16 protein-coding genes and 3 pseudogenes are annotated in these 17,385 nt (G+C 71.2%); 10 read left to right on the forward strand and 9 right to left on the reverse strand.

What is annotated here, in order from left to right; translation table 11 throughout:
• The first annotated feature begins 10 nt into the window (after positions 1 to 10).
• The gene (locus ACZ4UU_RS29805) at positions 11 to 838 is read left to right on the forward strand and encodes an alpha/beta fold hydrolase (RefSeq protein WP_471906459.1); all 828 of its coding nucleotides are present in this window, start codon (positions 11 to 13) and stop codon (positions 836 to 838) included.
• A 90-nt stretch (positions 839 to 928) separates the two neighbouring features.
• Here ACZ4UU_RS29805 and ku read toward each other — a convergent pair.
• From ku to ACZ4UU_RS29830, 5 genes and pseudogenes are all read right to left on the reverse strand, one after another.
• Positions 929 to 1,372: pseudogene (ku, locus tag ACZ4UU_RS29810) on the reverse strand (non-homologous end joining protein Ku); the annotation flags it as partial.
• An 81-nt stretch (positions 1,373 to 1,453) separates the two neighbouring features.
• Positions 1,454 to 1,546, reverse strand: a pseudogene (locus ACZ4UU_RS29815) (DUF6207 family protein); the annotation flags it as partial.
• Positions 1,547 to 2,432: 886 nt separating this feature from the next.
• Complete coding sequence (locus ACZ4UU_RS29820; protein ID WP_471906460.1) at positions 2,433 to 3,263, reverse strand: transglutaminase-like domain-containing protein; 831 nt, start codon at positions 3,261 to 3,263, stop codon at positions 2,433 to 2,435.
• A 689-nt stretch (positions 3,264 to 3,952) separates the two neighbouring features.
• The gene (locus tag ACZ4UU_RS29825) at positions 3,953 to 5,089 is read right to left on the reverse strand and encodes a PQQ-dependent sugar dehydrogenase (protein ID WP_471906461.1); all 1,137 of its coding nucleotides are present in this window, start codon (positions 5,087 to 5,089) and stop codon (positions 3,953 to 3,955) included.
• A gap of 586 nt (positions 5,090 to 5,675) precedes the next feature.
• A pseudogene (locus ACZ4UU_RS29830) lies at positions 5,676 to 5,955 on the reverse strand (transposase); the annotation flags it as partial.
• 159 nt (positions 5,956 to 6,114) lie between these two features.
• Between ACZ4UU_RS29830 and ACZ4UU_RS29835 the strand changes: the two are divergent.
• The gene (locus tag ACZ4UU_RS29835; RefSeq protein WP_471906462.1) at positions 6,115 to 6,876 is read left to right on the forward strand and encodes a maleylpyruvate isomerase family mycothiol-dependent enzyme; all 762 of its coding nucleotides are present in this window, start codon (positions 6,115 to 6,117) and stop codon (positions 6,874 to 6,876) included.
• 309 nt (positions 6,877 to 7,185) lie between these two features.
• On the opposite strand, the gene ACZ4UU_RS29840 is transcribed toward ACZ4UU_RS29835, so the two are convergent.
• Positions 7,186 to 7,659, reverse strand: coding sequence for a Fur family transcriptional regulator (locus tag ACZ4UU_RS29840; protein WP_471906463.1), 474 nt, complete (start codon positions 7,657 to 7,659; stop codon positions 7,186 to 7,188).
• A 399-nt stretch (positions 7,660 to 8,058) separates the two neighbouring features.
• Between ACZ4UU_RS29840 and ACZ4UU_RS29845 the strand changes: the two genes are divergently transcribed.
• On the forward strand, positions 8,059 to 8,202 hold the full coding sequence (locus ACZ4UU_RS29845; RefSeq protein ID WP_471906464.1) for a hypothetical protein: 144 nt from the start codon (positions 8,059 to 8,061) through the stop codon (positions 8,200 to 8,202).
• 11 nt (positions 8,203 to 8,213) lie between these two features.
• Positions 8,214 to 8,348 (forward strand): hypothetical protein, encoded by a 135-nt coding sequence (locus ACZ4UU_RS29850; protein WP_471906465.1) that lies wholly within the window; start codon positions 8,214 to 8,216, stop codon positions 8,346 to 8,348.
• 575 nt (positions 8,349 to 8,923) lie between these two features.
• On the opposite strand, the gene ACZ4UU_RS29855 is transcribed toward ACZ4UU_RS29850, so the two are convergent.
• From ACZ4UU_RS29855 to ACZ4UU_RS29865, 3 genes are all read right to left on the reverse strand, one after another.
• A complete protein-coding gene (locus ACZ4UU_RS29855; RefSeq protein ID WP_471906466.1) occupies positions 8,924 to 9,190 on the reverse strand; it encodes an ArsR/SmtB family transcription factor in 267 nt (88 codons plus the stop codon).
• Positions 9,191 to 9,300: 110 nt separating this feature from the next.
• The gene (locus ACZ4UU_RS29860; RefSeq protein WP_471906467.1) at positions 9,301 to 9,603 is read right to left on the reverse strand and encodes a hypothetical protein; all 303 of its coding nucleotides are present in this window, start codon (positions 9,601 to 9,603) and stop codon (positions 9,301 to 9,303) included.
• A gap of 203 nt (positions 9,604 to 9,806) precedes the next feature.
• The gene (locus tag ACZ4UU_RS29865; protein WP_471906468.1) at positions 9,807 to 10,490 is read right to left on the reverse strand and encodes an HAD-IC family P-type ATPase; all 684 of its coding nucleotides are present in this window, start codon (positions 10,488 to 10,490) and stop codon (positions 9,807 to 9,809) included.
• Between the two features lie 23 nt (positions 10,491 to 10,513).
• On the opposite strand from ACZ4UU_RS29865, the gene ACZ4UU_RS29870 reads away from it, so the two are divergent.
• From ACZ4UU_RS29870 to ACZ4UU_RS29895, 6 genes are all read left to right on the forward strand, one after another.
• Positions 10,514 to 11,251, forward strand: a complete 738-nt coding sequence (locus ACZ4UU_RS29870) for a metal ABC transporter permease (protein WP_471906469.1) — start codon at positions 10,514 to 10,516, stop codon at positions 11,249 to 11,251.
• A 172-nt stretch (positions 11,252 to 11,423) separates the two neighbouring features.
• On the forward strand, positions 11,424 to 12,995 hold the full coding sequence (locus ACZ4UU_RS29875) for an ABC transporter substrate-binding protein (protein ID WP_471906470.1): 1,572 nt from the start codon (positions 11,424 to 11,426) through the stop codon (positions 12,993 to 12,995).
• Complete coding sequence (locus tag ACZ4UU_RS29880) at positions 12,992 to 13,978, forward strand: ABC transporter permease (protein WP_471906471.1); 987 nt, start codon at positions 12,992 to 12,994, stop codon at positions 13,976 to 13,978. Before ACZ4UU_RS29875 ends, ACZ4UU_RS29880 begins: the two co-directional genes overlap by 4 nt.
• Positions 13,975 to 14,148: a hypothetical protein gene (locus ACZ4UU_RS29885; protein WP_471906472.1), complete on the forward strand. Its 174-nt coding sequence runs from the start codon at positions 13,975 to 13,977 to the stop codon at positions 14,146 to 14,148. Before ACZ4UU_RS29880 ends, ACZ4UU_RS29885 begins: the two co-directional genes overlap by 4 nt.
• A complete protein-coding gene (locus ACZ4UU_RS29890) occupies positions 14,145 to 16,619 on the forward strand; it encodes an ABC transporter ATP-binding protein/permease (protein ID WP_471906473.1) in 2,475 nt (824 codons plus the stop codon). Before ACZ4UU_RS29885 ends, ACZ4UU_RS29890 begins: the two co-directional genes overlap by 4 nt.
• Positions 16,620 to 16,634: 15 nt before the next feature.
• Positions 16,635 to 17,303, forward strand: a complete 669-nt coding sequence (locus ACZ4UU_RS29895; protein ID WP_471906474.1) for a TetR/AcrR family transcriptional regulator — start codon at positions 16,635 to 16,637, stop codon at positions 17,301 to 17,303.
• Positions 17,304 to 17,385: the final 82 nt, after the last annotated feature.

Raw genomic sequence — 17,385 nt, forward strand, 5'->3', positions numbered from 1 at the left:
GAGGAATGCCGTGTCCCTGCCCGCCTTCGACCTTGCCTACGACGAACTTCGCGCCCGCTGGCCCGAGTCCACAGAGGAACGTGACGTCGCCACGCCGTACGGGCGCACCCGGGTCCATGTGTACGGCTCGTCGAACGGCAGCCCGCTGGTGCTGCTGCCGGGCGGCTCCGCCACCGGACTCGCCTGGTTCGCCAACGCGCCGGCCCTCGGTGAGCGATACCGGGTCCATGCAGTGGATCTGGTGGGCGACGCCGGCCGCACCGAACGCCGAGGCGCACCGCTGAAGAGCGCCAACGATCTGACGGCCTGGCTGGACGCCCTCCTGGACGGCCTCGGGCTCGCCCGCACACACCTTTGCGGTCACTCGTACGGCGCCTGGCTGGCCGCCAGGTACGCACTGCGAGCACCGCGGCGGGTGGACCGCCTTGCCCTCCTTGACCCCACCCAGGTGTTCGCCGGATTCCGCCTCGGCTACCTGCTGCGCGCGCTGCCCACCCTCATCCGCCCCAGCGAGGCCCGCGCCCGCGCCTTCCTGGCCTGGGAAACGGCAGGCACACACCCGTCCGAGATCTGGCAGCGCCTCTACGCGCTGGCCACCACCGTTCCCGGCCGCAAGCTGGTCACAGGCGCCCGCCCTCGAACCACCGACCTCTCCATGCCGGTCCTGGTCCTGCTCGCGGAACACAGCCGGGCCCACCACGCTGCCAAGGTCGCCGACCGAGCCCGCAGGGCCCTCTCCCAAGGTGAGGTGGCGCTGCTCCCCGGAGCCACCCATCACTCTCTGCCGCTCACCGCCCCGGAACAGCTGAACGACCGGCTGATGGCTTTCCTGGGCTAGCAGTGCCGTCCCTTGCAAATGATCCGCTGCGTGCAGAAGGGGTGGGGTGACTCACGCAGCCCTGAGCAGGCCCACGAGTGGTCCCTGCTACTGCTTGCCGCGCATCACGAAGGTGGCGATCCCTACCTTGTCCGCTTCCGCGAGCGCCGCGCGCAGCAGCTCGTAGACCTTGACGTGCTCCTTGCCGCGCGGGCCGACGTAGTAGGTGCGGTCGAAGTAGACCGGCTCGATGTCGGCCAGATCGACGAAGTCGCTGATGTCGATCGTCTTCGAGCGGCCCGGCGCGATCTCGTCCAGTTCCTCGGGCTCGACGACGACGTACTCGCCATCGCCTGCTTCGTAGCCCTTGACGATGTCCTCGCTCGCCACTTCCTTCCCGGTGCGCTCGTTGACCCGCCGGTTGCGGATCCGGTCGGCCGTGTCGCGCTGGAGCTGGTGGAAGTGGACCGTGTGATCCTCGGTCGCGGTGAACAGGCCGACCGGCGCCGTGACCATCCCGAAAGTGATCACGCCGGTCCAGATCGCGCGTGCCATGACCGACCACTCCCAACCCGCCCGTTCTCTACAGCCGGCCCGAAACGGACACTTCTGCCGACCACGCTGGGACTACCGCACTCAGCCCGCGCGCCGGGCAGCGGCCTCAGGGCTCTGGCGCAGATCCAGGAAGCAGCGCAGCCGCACATCCGGCTCACCGGGCTCCCGGGTCGTGCGGTCCGCGGCCGCAACCGCCCACCGGGCGGCGCGCCGCTCCTGGACCGCGAAGCAGTCGTGACATCGGCGGCCGCGACCTCAACCACGGCCAGCCCCGGCTACGCCACGTTCGCTTCGTTGATCGGTCTCATGCACGGCGCGACGTTCCACCGCCCGCAGAAGTTCTCCCGCGTCAGGGTGTTCACCCGACCGAGTGAGGGGTCGCGATCATGGCTACTGAGCGGTGCTGGCCGCGATCACGGAGCTCCGGGAGGATCTCGACACCGGCGCGTGGATGCCCGACGAGTACGAGCAGGTGATCGCCCTGGTGGCAGGACGGAAGGCGGGGCGGCACGGACTCGATCCGGGCCGGGCTGCGGGCGGCCGCCCGACGGCTCGCGCCGGTCGCGGCCCGGTGTGCCTACATCCTGGAAGCTCCGAACCGCGCCGCCGCCGAGGACAGGCGCATGGTGAAAGGGCACCCTCGATGAACTGCCCAGCAGCCGTACGGCCTGGTCCTGTTCGGCTTCGGCCGGGCCGGCGGCACCGTCCGCAACAGCTCGGCGAACCGGTCCTCGATGCCCGGCACCTCCAGCGCGGCCTCACACGCCGCCGGCACCGCATCGACGCTCTCCGGCACCGGGCCGGGTGCAGGCTCTTCCGCCTCCAGGACGTCGCGGTACGGCACCTACAGCCGGTCTCCGAGCACGTTGGCCGCATCCTGGTCCGCAGGCCGGATCAGCCACTGACCTCCCTGTAACGTCCGCGCCGCCTCGCGCAGAGCCTCCTGCAGAGGGGAAGCCGTCGTCACGCACGTGACCCTGTCCGCGGCACACGGCGGGTCGACTTTCCGGCCGCAGGTGTGCTGGTGAGCCTCGAGAACGCGTGTCGGTCAGCTCCCTGCTCAACCGACCAGATGCTGCGGAACTACCAGGTCCTCGTGGGCGAACAGGTGCGTCAGAATCGGCGGGTCGTCCTTGGAACACGCGTCCGCGACCCCATCGATCAGCTGGTCGTAGTCCGGGCCGGTCTTGCCCTCATAGGCCGCGGTCATACGGCCCCACTCGTCCCAGTTGAGTGTCTCCTGCTTGCAGAGTGCGGCGAGGTCGCGGACGGCGTTGCCGCTGATCTCATGCGGGCCCCAGGCGTGGTCGGTGCCGGCCACTCCGAACAAGTCCGGGTTGATCACCCCGTTGCGATACTGGATCCAGGCTTCGCCCCCGGTGAGGAATTCGCCCGGGCCCAGGTCGTCCGGGCGGTCGACGTAGTTCTTGCCGACGTGCTCGGTGTCGACCCGCACCCAGCGGTTCTGATCGTCCTCCCAGTACTCGGTGATCCAGTGATCGACGCCGCGGTCCTTCAGGAAGTACGTGCCGAAGCCACACCGGGCTCGGGAGGCGATGCCCCGAGCGCGCAGGATCGCGCAGGCGATGGTGGCGAAGTGGCGGCAGGTGCCGATCACCCGCGTCTCGGGTGTCCGGGACTGGTGAAGCGGCGCGGGGTTCAAGGTGGTCAGCGCCGTGATCAGCTTGCTGACCGGCCGGATGTTCTTCTCGGCCATCCGGTCCTCGGGAACCCCCAACGCCGCGGCTTCCGCGGGCTGGATGACCAGGCTCTGCACGGCGGCACAGACGCCCACGGGATCGTCAGGCAGCCCTTCAAGGAGCCGGAGTTGGTTTGCGTTCAGGCTCGTGAAGGGCCCAGGGTGGGAGTAGTCGAGCACGTCATCGGTCATGACCGGGCATGGTAAGGGCCGGGGCTGACATCGACAGCGTCCTGCGCGCTACCGGCCACGTACCGATCACCTCCGGCCCTACCGCACCGCCCTCACCCGGCCCAACGGGCGGCTGCACCCGACCCGCGTGACCGCCGTTGAGGGCTCAGACCTGGACCGGCAACCGAGGGCCTATCTGGGTACCAGCGTCAGCGGATATCCCAACCTCTCGTCTCCCGCTCATCGGCCCGAGGAACTCGAGCCCGAGGCCGAAGCGGCCCACCAGCAGGCCCTGCACGAGCCCTGCGTACGACCGTCTACAACGCCGTCGGCGGGACTGGTCACTGCTTCGGCCTCCCGGGCATCAACACCTTCTGCCGGCCCTGGTCGACGGCCAGGCTCGTCAGGCGTCTGGAAGCCTTCGGTCCGGATGTCTACACCTGGACGCTGCCGTTGCCGATTCAGCCCCGCGCTGGGCGGACGGTCTGCCGGCATGCCCGTCGGATCGGCTTCAGCAGGTCCCGGTCAACGGTGCTTCCGCGAAGGGGCCGGCCTGCCGCCCGTTCCGGGCCGAGCCCGGTGTGTCCCGACCCGGACAGTGACCCGAGGGCCGGGGCGGCGGGCGTGCCTCAAGCGGGCCGGAGATCACGGAGGTGATCCAGCCGACCTGGGTGATACCTGCTACCCGGCTGCTTCTCCGTCCGGGGGCGTTACGCGGGGTCGATGCGGGAGACGGTGCCGCCCAGGTCGAGCACGTACAGCTCGCCATTGCCTGCCTGCGCGAACGAGACGACCTGGCCGCCGTCGACTCCGAGGTCGCTCACGCCGGTCACCTCGCCGTTCTCCATCTGCAAAGCGCGGATGGTGCCGTCGCAGTAGTCGCTGAACACGTACTGACCCTTGAGGTCCGGGATCGCCTCGCCTCGGTAGACGTATCCGCCGGTCACGGAGCAGCCCAGCCCGTTGCGGTCGTACTCGTGGATCGGCGGTACGTGGTTCGCGGGCTCCGTGCCGCCCCGGAAGGGATGGTTGCCCTCCATCTGGGACCAGCCGTAGTTCTCGCCGCCCTTGCTGGTTGCCGAGGCCCAGTCGATCTCCTCCCAGGCGCTCTGGCCGACGTCCCCGATCAGCAGGTCGCCCGTGCCCGCGTCGAAGGAGAACCGCCACGGGTTGCGCAGCCCGTACGCCCAGATCTCGTCCTTCGCGTTCGGGGCGTCCACGAACGGGTTGCCCGGCGGGATCGCGTACGGCTTGCCGCCGCTCGGGTCGATCCGCAGGAGCTTGCCGAGCAGTGTGTCGAGGTTCTGCCCGTTGCCGTGCGGGTCGCCGCCCGAGCCGCCGTCGCCGAGCGCGATGTAGAGGTAGCCGTCGGGGCCGAACGCGATGTCGCCGCCATTGTGGTTCGCGTAGGGCTGTGGCTGGGTCAGGACGGTGCGCCGGGTGTCCGGCTGGATCTCGCCGTCCCGCACGGCGAACTCGTCCACGGTGCTGGTGCCTTCGAGGTTGGTGAACGAGATGTAGAAGTGCGCGAACTCCTTGTCGAACGCGACGCCCAGTAGGCCGCGTTCGCCGTCGGTGGTGGTCTCGTCCGAGATGTCGAGGACAGGCTCGCTGAGCCCTTGATCGTCCAAGGCCCTTACTGTGCCCGCACGTTCGGCTATCCAGACCGTGCCACCGGGACCGGCGGTGCCGGCGGACGGATTCTGGGCCGTGGCCACCTTCTTGAGCACGACCTTCGCTGCCTGACGGGAGGCGGCGGGCTCGTCGGCAGACGCCGTGGTCAAGGCGAGGGAAGCGACGAGGCAGAGGGTGCCGATGATCGCAGAGCTTCTGGTGCGAACTTTCACCGTGATCCTCCTAGAGGCGGCGAACGGGGGAGACCACCCGGCTGCCAGGGGCAGAGCTAGGTGGGTGTCGTCCACGCCGGTACGCAACCTGGGGGGTGGGGGGATGGTGCGCTGCTGGCTACAGGTGAGGTTACCGGGACAGGGGTTGTTGAATTAGGCCAACATTCCATCCCCTCCAGGTCCTGTCGTTCGGATCAGGCTGGCTGTGAGGTGCGGCGCCCGGGTGCTGCGTCTGCTGGTCGACGGCCGCACCGTGGACATGGCCACGCTCGCCCAGACGGCTGGCCCCTGCCCTGGCCGCCCATCTGTCCTTGTGGGTGTCGGTGAAGGTCGGCTACTGTGCCGCAGCCGTTGGGACCGAGGCCGTGAACGCCGGTGTCCTCACTGAGGACGAGGCCCTGGCCGGGCACAGCCTCGGCCCTGTGTACGCGCGCTGGCAGATCCGCCGCAACCGTGAGCAGCTCGGACGCGGCCGGCTGGACCTGGTCCCGCTGCACAACCCCGAGCGGGCCCCACCTCAGCGTCCGCTCCGTCCTGCACCGCGCCATCCGGGATGCCTTCGTGGTCCTGGAGGCGCCCGGAACCAGTCCAGCTTCCCGGCACCGTGCAGCTCGATCAGCAGCACCTAGCAGGCGGTCCCACACACCGGCCTCGTGCCAGTCCCGCAGCCGGCGCCAGCACGTCATCCCGGACCCGAAGCCGAGCTCCTGCGGCAGCCACTCCCACTGGATCCCGGTGTGCAGCACGAACACGATGCCCTGCAGGCAACCACGGTCGTCCAGTGGCAGCCGGCCGGGATGGCGCGGACGACGCTGCCTGACCGGCAGCAACGGCTCGATCCGCCCCCACAGGTCATCCGGCACCATCCACGCAGCACCGTTCCCCTTCCCAATGACTCGTGCAACGAGCCAGCCAGGAAGGGGATATGGCTACGACCAGGCCTTCAATTAGGTGCTCAAACTCCCGCAGCTGACGGCCTGGAAAATTGGGTGCGGTCGGCTGAGCTGGGGTGATAGGTAAGCGATGTGACAGAGAGTCTTGAGTTTTCCACTCTGCTGCAACTGATCGACGAGCGGTCGGCCGCGTTCCGGAGTGCGGTTGCCGCCGCGCCCAGCCTTGACGCGCCGGTGCCGTCCTGCCCCGAGTGGACGTTGTTCGACCTGGTGCAGCACCTGGGTACGGGCCAGCGCTGGTGGGCCGCGATCGTCGCCGCGGGCCCGGCCGAGGCTCCGCCGGCCAAGGATGCCGCTCAGGTGCCGCGCGAGCTCGAGGCGCTGCTGGCCTGGTACGCCGAGTCGAACGAGCTGCTGCTGAGTGCGCTGCGCGAGGCTGGCCCGGAGCGCGAGTGCTGGGTGTGGTGGGGCGCCGGCGTGTCGCCGGCGAATGCCTGGGGCGTCGCCCGGCGCCGGGTGCACGAGGTCCTGGTGCACACCTACGACGCCCAGCTCGCCGCAGGCGCCGTGCAGCCGATGCCGGCGGACGTCACGATCGACGGCGTGGCCGAGTTTCTCGACACCTGCAACTCCACCCCGGCGGCCTGGCCGCACGAGGCCGCCACCATCCACTACCACGCCACCGAGGGCCGCTCCTGGCTCCTCGTGTTGGACGGCACCGGCGCCTGGCCCGAACCCCTCACGGACGACGCCGCGCCCGCCTCCGCTTCGGCCACGGGCACGGCCGAGCAGCTGCTCCTCTTCGTCTGGGGCCGCCTCACGCTGAGCGACCTGAAGATCGAGGGCGACCAGCAGGTGTTCGAGCAGCTGATCGCCTGGGAGCCCGAGGAGTAGCCAGTCAACACCGCCAGCGGACGGCCAATACGGCCTCGTACTGCTCGGGCCCGAGCGCCTCCCGCAGCGCTGCCGACTCAGCCAGGAAGGGGATGTCTGCCCACGATCGCCGCGCAGAGCCGCGGGTCGGTGAAGGCCTTGGACCAGTCCTGACGGCATCAGCGGGCCCAGTGGCTGCTACCCCGCCGTCCAAGGGCCGTACTGCGGCGACCCTCTCCAGGGGCGACGGCCGAGCCCGGGGCAGGCGAGCCGGCGGATCGCGACGGGTAGCGTCGTCGCCCAGACCGAGCAGCGTGCGGACGGTCTCCTTCAGCCGGTGGGGCTGTGGGGTGGCCGGTCCCGAGGAGCCGTGCGATCTGGATCCCGGGGCCATGGTGGACTGCCTCCTTCGTCCGTCGCGGGCTGGCAGCCGGTGCAGACGCCGGTGAGCTCGACGGTGTGCTCGACGGCCGCGAAGCCGGTCTCGGCAGTGATGCGCTCGGCCCACTCCTCGATGACCTCGGAGTCCACCGGACGGCTGCGGCCGCAGCTGCGGCAGATCAGATAGTGGCGGTGCTCGTCACCGGTCCGCGGGCGGTACAACCGTTCGCCGACTTCGTCGCGTACGACGTCGACGCCGCCGGTCGCCTCCAGATCGCGTAGAGCGCGGTAGACGGTGGTCAGGCCGATCTGGGTGCCGTGGGCCGTCAGGAGGGCGTGCAAGTCCTGGGCGGACACGAACTCATGACAATGCATCAGCCCATTGAGGACGGCCGCGCGCTGGCGTGTGATCCGGCCGCTCACAGCAGATCACCCCTGGTTGTGTCGGCATCGAGGCGGGCGTACGGTGGAGGGTAGATGAAAATGAAAGCCATGTCCATGTGACTCTCGATCTGCGCCCCGACCGCCGCGGCGTGCGGTATAAGTGGAAACCATTTTCGATAAGGTTGGGAAGGGGGCAGGGTCATGGCTCGCACAGGGGCCGGCGGCCGAAGTCGTCCTTTCACGCTCGTCGTATGCACCGCCTGCCGTGAAAGGGCCGACGGCCATGTGGTCGAGGTGCTGCGGCGGGCGGTGCGTGATTGTCCGCACGGGGTCATGGTCGCCACCGGCTGCCTGGGCACGTTGTTGCACTGCCGCTCCGGTCGCGGCTTGTACGCCGCCGTTCAGCCGTGCGCGGAGGACCGTCGACCCTCCGGGGCCTTGGTGCGTCTCGGACCGCTCGTCCAAGAAGTGGACGCGGAGGCGGTCGGCGCGTGGCTTCGGGCGGGGATGCCGGACGAGGGCGCGCTGCCCGACCGGCTCCGTGCGGCACCCGCTCCACGGCATGTCGCCCACCTCAACTGAGGGTGTACGGCATGCGGAAGGGGCTGTTGAGCGAGGTGGTGGCTGGCAACACACCGGAGGCGCGCGGTGCCGTGGTGGACGCCCTGCTGTGTACGGCTCCGCGCGCGGTGGTTCCGGCCGTCTCCATCCGGGAGCGGGGGGTCTGATGGCTCTGCGGGGCGCGCCGAGAGGGGCGTACGCGTGGTCCTCGCGCTGCCCGAGGGTCTCTCGATGTCCTTACGCTGCTGGTCGAGTTGCGGCGGGCGCGGATCGCCAGCGGTTGTCCGGGGGCCCTATGATCCAGGGCCCGTCGTGGTAGGTGTCGATGCCGCCTCGTCATGGCGGATCTGGGGTGTGTGCACCGTGCTACGCGCCTGTGGGATGGGGGCGGACGTGGTGAGTCTCTGACTCCCGCCGGGGGGCGCGATGCGGCAGGTGGAGGCGGCAGGTGGCGGCAGGTGGCGGCCTGGCCCCCGCGCCGCATCCGCTCCGCGCTGGACGCGGCGCCTCACCGCCCCCGAGCCGTCGCAGGGGTGAGAGGGGTGGGCCGCAATCCCCGCCCCCTGCTCAGCGGCCCCGATGCGCCGTGATCGGGGGGGGGGGGGGCAGCCCTGTGCGTGCGTGTGGGCGGGTATGTTGACGGAACCGGTGGCCCTTGCTCGCTGTTCAGCAGTACGGCATGCCAAGGGCCGCCCAGCGAGAAGCCGGGCGGCCCTCAGGGCGTCGCCGTTTCTGGCGGTGGCTACTCCTGTGCGTGCCGAATGGCGTCCAGAACGATGTGTGCCACATGGTCGTCGGTCAGGCGGTAGAGCGTCTCTCGTGCCTCACGCCGGGCGGTGACGATGCGGGAGGTGCGCAGCACCCTCAAGTGCTGGGAGACCAAGGGCTGGCTGACGCCGAGGGCGGTCACCAGCTCGTGGACGTACTTCCCGCCGTCGGCCAACTCGCGCACGATGCCCAGTCGGACGGGCGACGCCAGTGCGCGTAGCAGGTCACTAGCGGCCTGCAAGGTCTGTAGCGGCTCATCCGCCGGGGGAGGGGAAGTCGTTGACATATGCGGACATTAGCATATGGCAATGATTTCCAGTGTGGTGGTTGGCCACTTCGGGGTGCGAGGTGTCAGTGGTCGTCCCAGTGTCCCTCGTGGGCTGCGTGGCGGTGACCGTCGTGCACGTAGTCGGTGTGGTCGTCGTGCGGTACGGCGACGTGGCCGCAGCCCTCGCCGTGCTGGTGGTCGTGGCCGTCGTGCACGGCGTGCCCGGTTCCCGCGCACTCGTCGACGTGGTCGCCGTGGACCCGGTGGACGTGGCCGTCGTGCGCGTAGTCCGTGTGGTCCCCGTGCGGGAGGGCGACGTGGCCGCAGCCCTCGCCGTGGGCGTGCGCGTGGTCCTCGTGGGTGCGGTGCTCGGTTGCGGTGGCCATGAGTGCTCCTTGTGCGTGGTTGTGCGTCCGCGGCTTTCGCTGCGGTCAGTGCATGGCGACATTAACATATAGCGATTGCTGCATGTGTATGTGGTTCGCTGGTGGACTGCCGGTGAACTCCCGGTCACCACCGGTCGAGTTCGATGCGGGCGGGCGCCTGCGGCCACGCTCTGGGCTAAAAGGAGGGCTGACGACCATCCGCGTCAGCGAACTCGCCGCTCCTCCAGTCGTGCGGCCCGCAGGCGTCCGGCCGTGTAGCTCGGCAGGTGCGGTGTGTGGCCCACCAGGCGGGCGGAGTTGGCGACCACGGCGATGTTGCTCGTGTTGTGCAGCAGGGTGGCGAGGGCGGGGTTGATGGAGCCGCCTGCGCCCGCGATGGGGCCGGCGAGGTTCACGCCGATGGACAGGGTGTAGTTCTGGCGTACGACGCGCAGGGTGTGCCGGCTGAGTTCGACCACGGCGGCGACCTCGCGCAGGTCATGTCCGGCGAGGGCGAGGGCGAGGGCGAGGGCGAGGGCGAGGGCGAGGGCGAGGGTGGGGGCGTCGTTGGTGCCGTCGCCGGCCATCGCGACCCTGTGTCCTTCGGCCTGGGGGGCGCGGATCAGCTGGATTTTGGCCTCGGGCAGGGCGTGGGCGTGGGCCTCGGTGATGCCGAGGGTGTCGGCCATGGCCTGGGCGGTCTCGGGCGCGTCGCCGGTCAGCGGCACGATGCGGGTCACGCCGAGGTCGGTCAGCTGGCGGATGGTGTCGGCTCCGCCGCGTACCGCGTCGGACAGGCCGAGCATGCCGATCCGCTGTACGGCACACAGGCCGACGTCATCCGCGTCCGGGGCCGCATCACTGTCGTGGGCGTACCGGATGAGGCGACGGCACCGGCACATCACCATGAACTGCCCGGCGGGGTACGGCCATGGCGATCGCCGACGGTGTCTGGCAGCAGGTCTTCACCTTCGACCACTACGGCGAACTGCTCGCCCTGGTCCGCAACTCGCTGATCGCCGGTGCCGCGCTGGGCCTGGTCGGCGGCCTGGTGGGAGTGTTCGTGATCATGCGGGGCCTGCCGTTCGCGGTGCACGGGATCAGCGAGTTGTCGTTCGCGGGTGCCTCGGCCGCGTTGCTCCTGGGGGTGAACATCGTGGCGGGCTCGATCGTCGGCTCGATGCTCGCGGCCGGGGCGATCGGGCTGCTCGGTTCACGTGTCCGGGACCGCAAGCCGGTGATCGGCACGCTCATGCCGTTCGGCCTCGGCCTCGGCGTGCTGTTCCTCGCCCTGTACGAGGGAGCGATGTGGCGGCCGCTCGCCTTCGCCAGCGCCGACCCGGAGGTGGCCGAGGCGCGGGGCGTGCCGGTGCGCGCGCTGTCCTTCGCCTTCATGATCGTGCTGGGCCTCGCGGTCGCGCTGTCCGTGCAGATCGTCGGCGCGCTGCTGGTCCTCACCCTCGTCGTCACCCCGGCGGCCGCCGCGGCCCGGATCACGGCCTCTCCGGTGCTGCTGCCCGTGCTGAGCGTGGTGTTCGCGGTGGTCTCCATCGAGGGCGGGATCCTGCTGGCCCTGGGCAGCTCCATCCCGATCAGCCCGTACGTCACCACGATCTCGTTCGCGATCTACCTCGTGTGCCGGCTGGCGGGTACGTACCGGGCGCGGTAGCCGGGGTCCGGAGAACGGTCCCCGAGCTCGGCTGACGATCAGCGTCGTGGACCGGCGCCGCTTATTGAAAACGATTTTCGAGACGGGTACTGTCTATACGTCGTATACCTCGGGCGTCCGGCGAACTTTCGGCTGCCCGGGGTTGGTGCGTGCAAGGGGAGAGGGAACCGGCGTGATAGGTCGGCGTACCGCGCTGCGCGGTGTCGTGGGAGGGGCGGCTGTTGTTGCCGTCGGCGGAGGGCTCGCGGGCTGCGGAAACGGGGGCGGGAAGGAGCGGCCTGCCGGTGCCGAGGCGTCCGCCACCCCGCGCAAGGGCGGGAAACTGCGGGCGGCATTCATTGGAGGGAGCGCGGAGTCCACCGACCCCACGCTCGCCGCCGGCGTCGGCGTCGACTACGTGCGCGCCCGGGTCGTCTGGGACACCCTCGGTGAGCTGGACGGCGGCAAGCCCGTGTGGAGGCTGGCGGAGTCCGTCGAGCCCAACTCCGACGCGACCAAGTGGACGGTGCGCGTCAGGAAGGGCGTCACCTTCAGCGACGGGCGCCGACTCACCGCCCGTGATGTGCTGTTCAGCCTGCGCACGCTCGTCGAGAAGCGCAGCCCGCAGGGCGGCTTCCTGACGCACCTCGACCTCAAGAACGCCCGCGCCCGCGACGAGCGGACCGTCGAACTGCCCCTCACCATGGCCGACGGCTTCTTCGCCCTCGCCCTCGCCCACTCGATGTTCGTGTTCCCGGACGGCACCAAGAACCTCGCCAAGGCCGTGGGCAGCGGTCCGTACGTGGTCAAGCAGTGGCAGGCCGGGCGCAGCAGTGTGCTGGCCCCGCGCGAGGACTACTGGGACGCCGACAACGGCGGGCCCTACCTAGACGAGCTGGAGCTGGTCTCTGTCACGGACTCGGCCGCCCGGCTCAGCGGCCTGAAGTCGGGCCAGTTCGAGTACGCCGGCGGGCTCGCCCTCACCGCAGTGCGCACCGAACGCGGCAACAGCGCGCTGCGCATCGAGACGCCGCCGAAGGACCTGTGGGTGGACCTCAACCTCCCCATGAACCTCGGGCTGAAGCCCTTCACGGACCCGCGGGTCGTGCGCGCCGTGAAGCTGGCGCTCGACCGGGAGTCCCTGGTGCGGACTGTGACGCTCGGTCAGGGCGAGGTCGGCAATGACCTGGTGGGCGCGCACCAGCCGTACTACGACGACGGCATCGCGCAGACCGAGTACGACCCCGAGCAGGCGAAGAAGCTCCTCGCCGAGGCCGGGCAGGAGGGGCTGTCCGTCACGATCCGCACCTCCGACTACGACTACGGTACCGAGGAGAGCGCCACCGCCATGGTGCCGATGCTGGCGCAGGCCGGGATCAAGGTGACCCTCGACAAGGTGCCGGCGGCGGACTATTACAGCGACTTCAAGACCATCCTCAGTACGCCGATCCAGACGGCCGCCTACCACCCCAATCCGCTGCCGCTGGCGATCCGTACGTACTACGGCTCGACGGCTTCCTTCCCGCTCACCGGCACCGAGGGCGCCGCCGGACTCGATCCGCTGATCGCCGCCATGAACAGGGCCACGCGGGAGGCGGATCGCCGGGCGCGCGTGGCGGACGTACTGCGGCATCTGCACGAGAACGGCGGCGACGCGCTGTTCGCCCGGGTGCCCACGGTGTCCGGGGCGGCCGCGAAGGCGCACGGGGTGAAGTCGCGCGGCTACGCCGACTTTCCGAGTCTGCGGGACGCGTTCGTCGAATGAGATCGCAGCAGTCGCCGGTGGGGCAGCGCCCGCGCTCCCGCCGCCCGTGGCCGGCGCGGGGTGCGGGGGCGCTGCTCGTGCTGTTCGCCGTGTCCGTGCTGGTGTTCGCCGCCACCGAGGCGGCGCCCGGGGACGCGGCCACCGCCCGGCTGGGCCCGCAGGCATCCTCGGAGTCCGTTGAGGAGCTGCGGGCTCAGCTGGGCCTGGACCGGCCCGCGCCGCTGCGGTACCTCGACTGGCTGGGGCACGCCGTGCGGGGTGACTTCGGTGCCAGCTACGCGAGCGGGCGGCCGGTCGGTGAGCTGATCGCCGACCGGTTCGGCAACTCCCTCGTGCTGGGGCTCGCCGCCACGGCCGTGCTGGTGCCGCTCGCCGTGGGACTGGGGCTGTGGGCGGGGCTGCGGGCCGGGCGGTGCGGCGACCGGATCGTGTCCGGCGCCGCGCTGGGGCTGGCCGCGGTACCGGAGTTCGTCACGGGCGCCCTGCTGATGGCCGTGTTCGCGGCCGGTCTCGGCTGGCTGCCCGCCGTGTCCCTGCTCGGCGCCGGGCAGGGCCCGCTCGACGAACCGTCCGTGCTCGTCCTGCCGGTGCTCACCCTCGTCTCGGTGTGCCTCGCCCAGAACCTGCGGCTGGTACGGGCCGGCGTGGCCGAGGCCGCCCGCTCCCCGGCGGTGGAGGCCGCGCGGCTGAACGGGGTGCCCGAGAGCCGGGTCGCCCTGCGCTACGTCCTGCCCGCCGGGCTCGGCCCCGCCGTCCCGGTGCTCGCCCGCTCCACCGCCTACCTGCTGGGCGGGGCGCTGGTCGCGGAGTCCCTGTTCGGCTACCCGGGCATCGCCGCACTCCTGGTGGACGCCACGGCTGCCCGGGACGTCCCGGTGGTTCAGGCGGTGGCGCTGCTCGGCGCGGCTGTCGCGGTGACCGCGAACCTTGCCGCGGACCTGGCAGTACCGCTCCTCGATCCCGTGCGGAGGCGGGCGCGATGACTCTGTCTTCCGAACGTAGGGCCGCTGTGGTGGTCGCCGGGGCCCGTGGGGCGTTGCGGTGGGGTGCGCTGGATGCCCTGCTGTTGGGTCCGGGCGTCGCGGTGGTCTCGAATCTCGTCGCCGATCCGGCGGTACCGCTCCTCGACCCCGTGCAGAGGCGCCTGCCATGACCCTGATCTCCGAACGACCGCCCGCTGTGGCTGCCCCAGAGGCGAACCGGCCGGCCCGGCGGCGTCGGCGTGGCCGCGCCGCGTTGGCCTTGCTGCTGCTGGTCACCGCCGTCGCTCTGCTCGGACCGCTCTTCGCACCGCACGCGGTGACCGAGCCCGTGGACATCCCGTACGCGCCCGGTAGCGGCCAAGCCCCCCTGGGAACCGACCGGTTGGGCTCCGACGTGCTCAGCCGGGTGCTGTCCGGTGGCCGCACCCTGCTGTTGAGCGGGCTGGCGGTCACGGCAGCGGTCTGTGTCCTGGGCGCGGCCGCCGGAATGACCGCCGCCTACCGCAAAGGGTGGACCGACACACTCATTCTGCGCCTCGCCGACGTCCTGCTGGGGCTGCCCGCCTTCCTGCTGCTGAGCGTGGTGGTCGTGGCCACCGGGCGCGGCACGGCGGGCGTCGCGCTCGCCGCCGGGCTCGTCCTGCTGCCGGAGAGTATCCGCGTGGTGCGGGCCGCGACCCTGCGCATCCTCTCCCAGGACTACGTGGAGGTCGCCGTCGCGCGCGGGGAGCGCGCGGCGAGCGTGCTCGGGCGCGAGGTACTGCCCAATCTCGCCCCGGTACTCGCCGCCGACGCCGGGGTGCGCTTCCTCGGCGCGGTCACCGTCGTCGCCACCGCAGCCTTCCTCGGCTACGGCGCCCAACCGCCCGCCGCCGACTGGGGGTTGATGGTTCTGGAGAACCGCGACGGCCTCACCCTTCAGCCCCTCGCGGTCGTCGTGCCGGCGATCCTGCTCCTCATCCTCCTGCTCGCCACCAACCTGCTGCTCGACTCGGCGTTCCCCGGGCCGGACGTGAGGGCCGCTGGCCGGCGGCGCAAGGCCGCGCCGGGTGTCGTGGAGGCGGCGGGGACTCTGCTGTCCGTGCGCGGACTGATGGTCGAGCGCGCGGGAGGGCACGCGGTACTCGGCGGTGTGGATCTCGACCTCGCGCCCGGTGAACTCCTCGCCGTAGTGGGGGAGTCGGGCAGCGGCAAGACCACGCTCGCGCTCGCCGCGCTGGGGCACATCGCGCCGGGGCTGTGGCACGCGGGGGGCGCCGTACGGCTCGACGGGCTGGACCCCCTGACCCTGGACGAGCGCCGGCTACGGCGGCTGCGGGCATCCGTGTGCGGGTACGCACCCCAGGATCCACGCACGGCGCTCGCCCCGCACCTGCGGGTCGGCACCCAGATCGGCGACGTGCTGCGGGCCGGCCGAGTACCCAAGGAGCGGTGGCCGGAGCGGATCGAACGGGCACTGCGGCTCGCGGGACTCGACCGGCCGCAGGAGGTCGTCCACCGGCTGCCGCACCAGTTGTCCGGCGGTCAGCGTCAGCGGGCCGCACTGGCGGCGGCCCTCGCCGCGGAACCCAGGCTGCTCGTGCTCGACGAACCGACCAGCGCCCTCGATTCCGTCACCGCCGCCGCGTTCCTCGCCGACCTGACCAGGCTGCGACGCGAGACGGACACCGCGGTCCTGCTCGTCTCGCACGACCTCGCCTCGGTCGCCTCCGTGGCCGACCGGGTGGCCGTCATGGACAGCGGGCGGATCGTCGAACTCGGGCCCGCCGAAACCGTGCTGGCCGACCCGGTGAGTGAGCGCGCGAAGGTGCTGGTCGCGGCGGCCCGCCCGGGCGTCTCCGCGACTGCGGACTTCACGGGCGAGGGCCCCCTGCTGCGCGGGTCCGACATCTCACTCGCCCGCGAGAAGCCCATCCTTGACGGGGTGGGTCTCACCCTAGCTCCGGGCGATTGCCTGTCCGTCGTCGGCCCGTCCGGCTGCGGCAAGACGACCCTGCTGCGCTGTCTCGCGGGACTCGACATCCCCACGCGCGGCGAGATCCACCTCGACGGTGAGGTGCTCGCCGGGGACGTGCGCCACCGCGAACCCGGACAGCGCCGCCGAGTGCAACTCGTCCCCCAGGACCCGTACGCCTCGCTCAACCCGCGCCACACCGCGGCCGCGATCGTCGGCCGCCCGCTCGTGTTCCGCACGGACATACCAGCGACGCGGCGATCGGCGGAAGTGGACCGGCTGCTCGCCCAGGTTGGCCTGGATCCGGAGTTGGGCGGACGGCTCCCCGGAGCTCTGTCGGGTGGTCAGCGGCAGCGGGTGGCCCTGGCGCGAGCCCTGGCCGCGGGGCCCGAGGTGCTGCTCTGCGACGAGGTGACCAGCGCCCTGGATCCGTCGGTGGCGGCCGCGGTCACCGAGCTGATCGCCGGTCTGCGGGCGGAGTTGGGGATCGCCGTCGTCATGGTCACGCACGACCTGTCGGTCGCCGCGCGCCTCGGCGGCCGGGTGGCGGTCCTGCACGACGGCCGGATCCGTGAGACGGGGCCGGCGGCCCGGGTGCTGAGCCGGCCCGAGCACGACGTGACCCGCGCCCTGGTGGCGGCGCTGCCGCACCGGACGCGGCCCGCCGGAAAGGACGTGACACGGTGACCTTAAGGTGGCGGTATGCCGAGCTCGACGACCGACAGCGACGGAACGCGCCCCGGGACCGGGAAGCGCCGCGCCCCGCTGAACCGGGCGACCGTCGTGGCCACCGGGCGGCGGGTGGCCCGCGACGAGGGGCTGTCGGCGGTCACCCTTCGCCGGATCGCGGCGGAACTCGGCGTGACGGCCATGGCGTTGTACCGGCACGTGGGCGACAAGCGCGAGATGCTGGTCGCGATGCTGGACGACGTGGCCGAGCAGCTGGTACTCCCGGACAGCGACGGGGCGCCCTCGGACCGGCTGGTCCTGGCCTTCCGCGCACTGCACGACCACTTGACGGCCGAGCCGTGGGTGGCCGAAGTCCTCAAGGCCGGCGAGCTGTTCGGGCCGCGTGCCTCCCGGTTCGTCGAGCATGTGCTGGCGCTCCTGGAGGAGGCCGGGCTCACCGACGAGGAGGCGGCCGACGCCTACTGGGCGCTGTGGTGGTACACGTTCGGGCATCTGTCGTACCTGCCCGCGCTGAGGCCCGAGGGCCGCCCCGCCCGGCATGAGCTGATGACCCGGGTCCGTATGACCGACCATCCCCGGCTGGCCCGGATGCTGGCCCGCCCGCCGCGCGAGTCAGCGGCTCAGGACGCGTTCGTGTCCGGCCTCCAGGCCCTTCTGCGGGGCCTGTTGCCGCAGGACTGACCGGGGGCCACCGGATCGAGCACGCGGTGTACCGCTGCCGTCCACCCACCTGTATACGTCGTATACCCATGACCGCGAAGGG

Source organism: Streptomyces sp. NPDC028907, assembly GCF_055564995.1.

Bases quoted from the DNA above. Each gene is read 5' to 3' on its own strand.
- ACZ4UU_RS29865 (WP_471906468.1), bottom strand. From the start codon at position 10,490: ATGGTGATGTGCCGGTGCCGTCGCCTCATCCGGTACGCCCACGACAGT.
- ACZ4UU_RS29820 (WP_471906460.1), bottom strand. From the start codon at position 3,263: ATGACCGATGACGTGCTCGACTACTCCCACCCTGGGCCCTTCACGAGC.
- ACZ4UU_RS29885 (WP_471906472.1), top strand. From the start codon at position 13,975: ATGACTCTGTCTTCCGAACGTAGGGCCGCTGTGGTGGTCGCCGGGGCC.
- ACZ4UU_RS29880 (WP_471906471.1), top strand. From the start codon at position 12,992: ATGAGATCGCAGCAGTCGCCGGTGGGGCAGCGCCCGCGCTCCCGCCGC.
- ACZ4UU_RS29890 (WP_471906473.1), top strand. From the start codon at position 14,145: ATGACCCTGATCTCCGAACGACCGCCCGCTGTGGCTGCCCCAGAGGCG.
- ACZ4UU_RS29860 (WP_471906467.1), bottom strand. From the start codon at position 9,603: ATGGCCACCGCAACCGAGCACCGCACCCACGAGGACCACGCGCACGCC.
- ACZ4UU_RS29895 (WP_471906474.1), top strand. From the start codon at position 16,635: ATGCCGAGCTCGACGACCGACAGCGACGGAACGCGCCCCGGGACCGGG.
- ACZ4UU_RS29850 (WP_471906465.1), top strand. From the start codon at position 8,214: ATGCGGAAGGGGCTGTTGAGCGAGGTGGTGGCTGGCAACACACCGGAG.
- ACZ4UU_RS29870 (WP_471906469.1), top strand. From the start codon at position 10,514: ATGGCGATCGCCGACGGTGTCTGGCAGCAGGTCTTCACCTTCGACCAC.